Origin of the sequence: Hassallia byssoidea VB512170 (genome assembly GCF_000817785.2) — a bacterium.
In the GTDB taxonomy this organism is placed as follows: domain Bacteria; phylum Cyanobacteriota; class Cyanobacteriia; order Cyanobacteriales; family Nostocaceae; genus Hassallia; species Hassallia carrinoi.
Map to the genome: position 1 here is coordinate 1 of NZ_JTCM02000182.1, position 6,955 is coordinate 6,955.

The 6,955-nt window shown below is 43.6% G+C and carries 6 protein-coding genes and 1 pseudogene; 3 read left to right on the plus strand and 4 right to left on the minus strand.

Going from position 1 to position 6,955, the window contains the following annotated elements; all coding sequences use genetic code 11:
• Positions 1–304 precede the first annotated feature (304 nt).
• The gene (wecB, locus tag PI95_RS34025) at positions 305–1,420 is read right to left on the minus strand and encodes a non-hydrolyzing UDP-N-acetylglucosamine 2-epimerase (RefSeq protein WP_039752804.1); all 1,116 of its coding nucleotides are present in this window, start codon (positions 1,418–1,420) and stop codon (positions 305–307) included.
• A gap of 61 nt (positions 1,421–1,481) precedes the next feature.
• Positions 1,482–2,072 carry a TetR/AcrR family transcriptional regulator gene (locus PI95_RS34030; RefSeq protein WP_039752803.1) on the minus strand — a complete coding sequence of 197 codons (591 nt, stop codon included), beginning with the start codon at positions 2,070–2,072 and terminating at the stop codon, positions 1,482–1,484.
• Between PI95_RS34030 and PI95_RS34035 the strand changes: the two genes are divergently transcribed.
• On the plus strand, positions 2,071–2,628 hold the full coding sequence (locus tag PI95_RS34035; RefSeq protein ID WP_236117313.1) for a hypothetical protein: 558 nt from the start codon (positions 2,071–2,073) through the stop codon (positions 2,626–2,628). The two genes, PI95_RS34030 and PI95_RS34035, sit on opposite strands and share 2 nt — an antisense overlap.
• A gap of 81 nt (positions 2,629–2,709) precedes the next feature.
• Here the strand turns inward: PI95_RS34035 and PI95_RS34040 are convergent, their stop codons facing one another.
• Positions 2,710–2,955 (minus strand): type II toxin-antitoxin system Phd/YefM family antitoxin, encoded by a 246-nt coding sequence (locus PI95_RS34040; RefSeq protein WP_039752802.1) that lies wholly within the window; start codon positions 2,953–2,955, stop codon positions 2,710–2,712.
• Positions 2,956–3,048: 93 nt separating this feature from the next.
• Positions 3,049–4,597 (minus strand): annotated as a pseudogene (locus PI95_RS34045) (Na+/H+ antiporter).
• 121 nt (positions 4,598–4,718) lie between these two features.
• Between PI95_RS34045 and PI95_RS34050 the strand changes: the two are divergent.
• Together PI95_RS34050 and PI95_RS34055 are read left to right on the plus strand one after the other, a co-directional pair.
• Positions 4,719–5,744, plus strand: coding sequence for a DUF389 domain-containing protein (locus tag PI95_RS34050; protein WP_039752801.1), 1,026 nt, complete (start codon positions 4,719–4,721; stop codon positions 5,742–5,744).
• 72 nt (positions 5,745–5,816) lie between these two features.
• Positions 5,817–6,704 (plus strand): mechanosensitive ion channel family protein, encoded by an 888-nt coding sequence (locus tag PI95_RS34055; RefSeq protein ID WP_163519451.1) that lies wholly within the window; start codon positions 5,817–5,819, stop codon positions 6,702–6,704.
• Positions 6,705–6,955 lie beyond the last annotated feature (251 nt).

Here is a 6,955-nt window from a genome sequence, read left to right on the forward strand (position 1 = left end):
CCCGCTTTTGGCTACGCCAAAGTTCCCCTCCCCGCAAGCGGGGAGGGGTTAGGGGTGGGGTTCTGTAATTATGGGCAATTTGCCGGACATCATATAAGTCCTAATTTATACTAATTTAAATAATGTTTGCGACACATAAATTCTTCGTAGGGGCACGGCACTGCCGTGCCCCTACCCATCTGTCGCATTCTTTTTTCGCTCTTGGTATAAAGGCAACTTTCGTCAGTTTTGTTTGAAAAAACAAAAAACCGGATTATTCCGGTTTGAAAAGCTTATTTACCTTAAAATCACGCCATAATTTTTCTTAACCGATGCCCAAATAATTTTGCACAATTTGCAAGATGCGCTCTGCTGCATGACCATCCCCAAAGGGATTAATCGCATTTGCCATTGCTTCATAAGCGCTTGAGTTACTCAGCAACTCGCTTGCAGCAGCAAAAATGTCTTCGCTAGCGGTTCCTACAAGTTTGGCTGTACCCGCAGCGACTGCTTCTGGTCTTTCGGTAGTTTCTCGCAAAACTAATACTGGTTTGCCGAGACTGGGTGCTTCTTCTTGCAAACCACCAGAATCTGTGAGGAGAAGATGCGATCGCCCTATTGCCCCCACTAATTCAGCATAATCTAGCGGTTCTGTCAAGAAAATTCGCGGATGATTTCCTAAAAGCGCTTGCAACGGTTCTCGCACTGTGGGGTTACGGTGTAATGGCAACAATAAAGCTGTATCCGGAAACTTGTCTAAAATCTGTAAAAATCCCTGCGCGATTCCTTGTAACGGTTCTCCCCAATTTTCCCGACGATGCACTGTAGCCAGTAGTGTGCGATATGAATCCCAATTTAAACCAGGTATATTACAAGCTGGTTGCCGACTTGCCACATTTAACAAGGCATCAATTACCGTATTACCCGTATGGTGAATTTTACCCAAAACCCCAGAACGTAGCAAATTTTCCACAGCCAAAGGAGTTGGGGCAAAGTGCAGCTGCGTAAGTTGCGAAATCAACCGACGATTAGCTTCTTCTGGATAAGGATTAAATAAATCATCAGTTCTTAAACCCGCTTCTACATGACCTACAGGAATTTTTTGATAAAAAGCTGCCAAAGTCGCGGCAAAAGCCGTTGTCGTATCTCCCTGCACTAATACTAAATCTGGCTTGCTTGCTTGAAATAACGTTTCTAAACCTCGTAAACTACGGCAGGTAATATCACTCAGAGATTGTTGAGGCTGCATAATTTCTAAGTCACAATCTGCCTTGAAGTTGAACAGTTGCATCACTTGCTCTACCATTTCGCGATGCTGTCCAGTTAAAATTATCTGCGTGTCGAAGCTTGAAGAGCGTTGGAATACCTGAATCACCGGGGCTAGTTTAATTGCTTCCGGACGAGTACCCAAAATAATGTAAACTCGTTTTTGATTTGTCATTAAGACACTATCTCAAAACTAAAATGTACAGAACACAAAGATACTTTTAGCCTAATCATAATTAACTCAGTGGTTTTCTAAGAATCAAGTGCAAGGCGCTACGAACACATGCTTCCCATAATTCAGGGGTGGGTTGAAAGATTTGTGCGTAAAGCATAATTCCACTCATCGTATCGAAGACTAGAGCAGGATCTATATCCGCTTCAATTTCATGTCTCACTTTTGCTCGTTCAATCACAACCGCAAAGGCTTGCCGTCGAGGTTGTAGGTATTTTGTCCAGTAAATCTGAGCAAATTGGGGATGACTGGATGCACTGCTGATAATCATGGCAACCGTTTGCCGCCCTAAAGGGTTGAGCGTGATTTGTGCGGCATTGTCGATCAGCGCGTCTATATCACTCCAAAGTGTACCAGTGTTAGGAATAACAACTTCTTCTCTCAGGCTTTCAATCGCGTCCGCTACCAGCTCTTCTTTAGAGTTATAGCGCCGATAAATAGTAGTTTTGCCAACTCTAGCACGGGATGCAATTGCATCAATGCTCATCCGCTCAAATCCAACTTCTGCTAGCAGTTCCAGGGTTGCCTGCAAAATAGCTTGATGAGATTGAGCACTACGGGGTCTTCCTAGTGATTTTTTGGTGGCATCGCTCATGGATGCTATTATAGTTTACGATACACAACAGTATCGTAATGAAGAATTTATGAGTCAGCATTCTCGCCCTCTTTATACAAACAGAAATAGTACTCAGACACTTAGACAAGGATTAGAGGAGTACTATGTCGTGAATCCAAACTTCACTGACCCACGGAAACTACCACCAGAATTTGCCAAAATTTTGCTAGCCCATGATGTATCGCACATTGTCTATGGCTGCGATACGGGTATGTATGATGAACTTAAAATTCTGCCGCTGACGTGGTGGACAAGCAATTACAAATTTCGAGATCACTTACGCACGCTTAAAGATCCAATCATCAGTCCTGCAATCAAACTTATGTACAACGATCTGATAAAAGAGCATGGAGTGATATGGTTGTACACTTCAATCTTTTTTGTGTTGCCACAGCTATTGCCAGAATTGATTTCAATGTGGCGCAAGAGCCGTCAACGTGAGCGTTTTGTTCCATTTCTGGAGTTTGAACCTCTACTTGACCGTTCACTGTTGGAGATTCGTCAAGAGTTTGATCTCTTGCCTTTTATTCGATGAGTTGTGCTACTCGTCAGGGGTGAAGTTTTTTATGCGATCGCCCAAAGAATGGAAATATTGTTGTACTGTCTGAACATTGCATCAGCACTCACCACCCTCAAATGCTGCCAAAATCTCTTCTGGCAAAGGAGCGTTAAAGTCTTCTGGTACTATGAAACGCTCTCGATCCATCCCTAAACTAGCTAGCCGATTGGATGAGGTATGAAACGGAACTAACTTTGCAATTGGGACACCTCGGTTTGAAATAATAATTTCTTCTCCAAGTTCCACACGGGACAACAGCCGTGAGAGATTCGTTTTGCAGTAATGGATATTTACTGATTCCATGTTTGTCAAAGAACTAAGTCTATAGACTTAGTTTAGTCTATATGCGATCGCTATGCCGAGCAAAAGGTGTAGCTGGCTGTTTTTATGACTTGTTCAACTTTTGTCGATAACCTGCTCAAGAGAAGGTGCAAGTTCCCGATTCAATCGACCTGAGCGAACAAATTCAGCATAAGTATCTGCTTCAATTGCTAAAAGTTCTGAGCGCAGTTGCTCAAGTGTAAAGTCCCGCATATTCGGATACTCATCCTGTAATCTCTCGATTTCTGCTTCCAGACGCTCAAGCTCTCCTTTAATCAATGCTTCTTGATAGTCGCAAAACTCTGGTTCAATCCCAGGACGCTGCTCAACTTGTTCTAAGTGTTGCAGTACTCGATTAAGGGCAGTTTGGCGGGCAATTATCTCTAAATATTGCTGACGCAGAGGTTCATCGCCTAGCAATTGCAACTTTTTTAATAAAGCTTGAATGGTCAATCCTTGTACGAGTAGCGTAAACAATACTCCCCCGAAGACTGTAGCAATCAATCCTTCTCGATTTGGTAAACTGGCTGACACGCTCAATTGCCTTGGCAATGGAAACAGCACCCCGCAAACCACCCCACCAAAGCACCGTTTGCTTTGATAAGGCGATTTCCGAGTTGGCGAGACGATTGCTCACAAAGCCCAGTGCGTAAATAGCGATCGCTCGTGTCAAAATCATCGCTGCAACTGTGATGGCGATCGCACCCAAGTTTTCTCTCAAAATCGCAAACTGTATCTGGTCGCCAATCAGCAAAAACACAATCGAATTGACAAAAAATGCCAAAAACTCCCAAAATTCAGTCACAATCACTCGTGTACGCGGGTTCATGCCAATGCGAGAGCCAAAGTTACCCAGAATTAAACCACAAGTAACGACTCCAATCACTCCAGAACCGCCCAAATCCTCAGTTATCAGGTAAGTACCGTAAGCGGAAACCAAAGTTAATGACTGCTCTACCAAGGGCAAATCGAAGCGCTGAGTTAAATAAGAGATGCCAAACCCAATTAAAGCTCCTACCGCTACACCGATGCCGACAACTGTAAAAAACTGTATCAAAATTGGTTGGAATCCCCATTCAGCGGTTCCCAACGACAGCGCGATTAAAAAGCCAAAGGCAACCACAGCCATGCCATCATTAAATAAACTCTCGCCTTCCATTAAAGTTGAGAGCCGTTTTTCTGTTCCCAATTCCCGAAATAGAGCCGTGACAGAAACCGGGTCAGTAGCAGAAAGGCAAGCTCCAATTAGCAAAGCGCTTGTCAGAGAAATTCCGGCAAATTGATTTAACCCAAACGCAACTCCGGCAATGGAAATTACTACTCCAATTACCGCATACAAACAAATTGGCACTAAATCCCGCTTTAAGTCTGCCCATTTCAAGTTCCAGGCAGCTTCAAACAGCAAGGGAGGGAGAAAAATCGACAAAATTAAGCCAGGGGAAAGATACACTAATCTGACATCTACCAGTGCCAGTATTAACCCGACAATTACTAATAGTAGGGTGTAGGGAATATGACGAAACCAGCTAAATATTTGTGGTAGCGTTGCCACACTCAGAGAAACCGAAAGTACCAGAAGAAATTGTTTGAGATTTTCTTCAATTGCAGCTTCTCCAATCGCCATGCGAAAATTCCCGTTAAACTTCTGGGTTAATTTTAATCAATTCATCGCTAGATAAAACCTCCCAAGGGACGAGATTGTAATTTAAAGATTAAAGGTAAAGTAAGAATTTTAGGAAAGTGCAATGCTTGATATTGGCGATCGCTTCCGAAACTTTAGGCAACGTAGCTTAGAACCAACCCAGGTAGAGCAGCTAAAAACAGACTTGCTAGAGGAATCTACCCCGAATGTAACGTATCTGATTTTAATTGTTAGTTCTTGTGCGATCGCTACATTTGGGTTACTTACCAACAGCGCTGCTGTCATCATCGGTGCGATGATTATTGCACCATTGATGCTGCCAATTCGGGGGTTAGCCTTTGGTGCTTTGGCAGGTAATGTTAAGTTGTTTCGTCAAGGTATAATTGCGGTAGTAATTGGAACCCTAATGGCAGTTGCGATCGCTTATAGTTTGGGTTCGCTGGTCGGCATTTCCAACTTTGGTAGTGAAGTGCTATCTCGTTCTAAACCCACTTTGCTAGATTTGGGTATCGCGGTGGTAGCTGGTGCGATTAGTGGTTACGCCAAGGTGCAACCCAAAATATCTGCTAGTTTAGCAGGAACTGCGATCGCAGTCGCTTTGATGCCGCCGGTTTGTGTCATCGGTTTAGGACTGTCGCAAGCAAACTGGTCACTTAGTCAGGGAGCAACTCTACTCTACCTCACCAACCTCTTAGGCATTACCTTAGCCTGTATGCTGACGTTTTTCATTGTCGGCTATTCTCCACTGAAAAGGGCACGAACACCGTTAATTTGGACACTGACTTTAACAGGTGTCTTGCTGATTCCTTTGAGCGTCAGTTTTTCTGAGTTAGTCAGACAAGCACGGCTGGAAAGTAGTCTCAGAAAGGTGCTGCTAAACCGAACCGTGACCTTTCAACGCTTGAATTTAGTTAAAAGCGATACCAACTGGCTAACCAATCCTCCACAAGTTAGATTAAGCGTGCGGGCAAAAGAACCTGTTACCCCCAAGCAGGTGAGGTTGTTAGAAGCGTTTTTGGCAAAAGAAATGGGGCGACCTTTTAAGCTAATATTTGAGGTCAGCCAAGTTGAAGAAATCATCGGATCAACTACCGAATACGGAAGAATTCAACAAAAGCTAATTGATTAACGCTCCTTCAGGTAGAGTTAAATTTTCTAACTTTCTACTAATATCAACAGTGCTGGTAAGTAAGCAATTAAGATGAACGCAGAGATATCCGCAGTAGTGGACAAAATTCAAGGAATGATTAATGGATTCATTGTCCTGCTGCCTAATATCGTGCTGGCATTAATCGTGTTTGCTATCTTCTTTTTCGTTGCTCGGACAATTAAGAAAGTCGTCAAACGCTTGACCCTTAACCGCCGTCACGCTCGGAATTTGGGAATGGTACTGGGAAGGTTGGCACAAGGTACAACAATTCTGGTGGGTCTATTTGTCGCTTTGTCAATAGTAATTCCCACATTCAAAGCAGGTGATTTAATACAATTATTAGGAATTAGCGGTGTGGCGATTGGTTTTGCCTTCCGCGATATTTTGCAAAACTTCTTAGCTGGCATTTTAATTCTATTGACTGAACCGTTTCAAATCGATGACCAGATTGTGTTTAAAAACTTTGAGGGAACAGTTGAAAATATCGAGACGCGGGCAACAACAATCAAAACTTATGATGGTCGGCGGATTGTCATTCCTAATTCGGAGTTGTTCACCAATTCTATAACCGTAAATACTGCTTTTGATAATCGCCGATTGCAGTACGATGTTGGTATTGGCTACGGCGATGATATCGACAGAGCAAAGCAGTTAATGCTCGAAGCAATGTATAGCGTAAATGAGGTTTTGAAAGACCCCGCTCCCGATGTGCTGGTGATGGATCTGGCGGAAAGTAGCGTCAATATCCGCGTTCGCTGGTGGATTAATCCGCCACGACGGGCAGATGATTTGAAATCGCGGGATAAAGTGATTTCTGCAATCAAGAAAAAGCTTGTCGAAAACGGTATCGATTTGCCTTACCCAACCAGACAAATTTTGTTTCACGACCAGACACAACAGACAGATGGCGATCGCTCAGGCACATTCGACACGGCTTAACTTTTCACCATTCATTTGCGGCAGATGTGCTTGTTTCCACCTAGACTCAAATCCTAAACAGAAGTCGTCTAGGTCGCAAAAAACCTGTGTGATGTCCATTCTCCATTTGAGCTGCACCATATACTTGCTCGCGATAGCAATGGTCTTGAATTGAACCCCTGCAACAACTCACGACAAATGTGGACAGGCAAGTTAGGTAGATCCGCAACCACCCACGAATATTTTTGATGTTCGCGCTTCGCGTCTCCCCG

Excerpts from the sequence above, each read along its gene's own strand:
- wecB (WP_039752804.1), bottom strand. The coding sequence starts at position 1,420 with ATGACAAATCAAAAACGAGTTTACATTATTTTGGGTACTCGTCCGGAA.
- PI95_RS34035 (WP_236117313.1), top strand. The coding sequence starts at position 2,071 with ATGGATGCTATTATAGTTTACGATACACAACAGTATCGTAATGAAGAA.
- PI95_RS34030 (WP_039752803.1), bottom strand. The coding sequence starts at position 2,072 with ATGAGCGATGCCACCAAAAAATCACTAGGAAGACCCCGTAGTGCTCAA.
- PI95_RS34040 (WP_039752802.1), bottom strand. The coding sequence starts at position 2,955 with ATGGAATCAGTAAATATCCATTACTGCAAAACGAATCTCTCACGGCTG.
- PI95_RS34050 (WP_039752801.1), top strand. The coding sequence starts at position 4,719 with ATGCTTGATATTGGCGATCGCTTCCGAAACTTTAGGCAACGTAGCTTA.
- PI95_RS34055 (WP_163519451.1), top strand. The coding sequence starts at position 5,817 with ATGAACGCAGAGATATCCGCAGTAGTGGACAAAATTCAAGGAATGATT.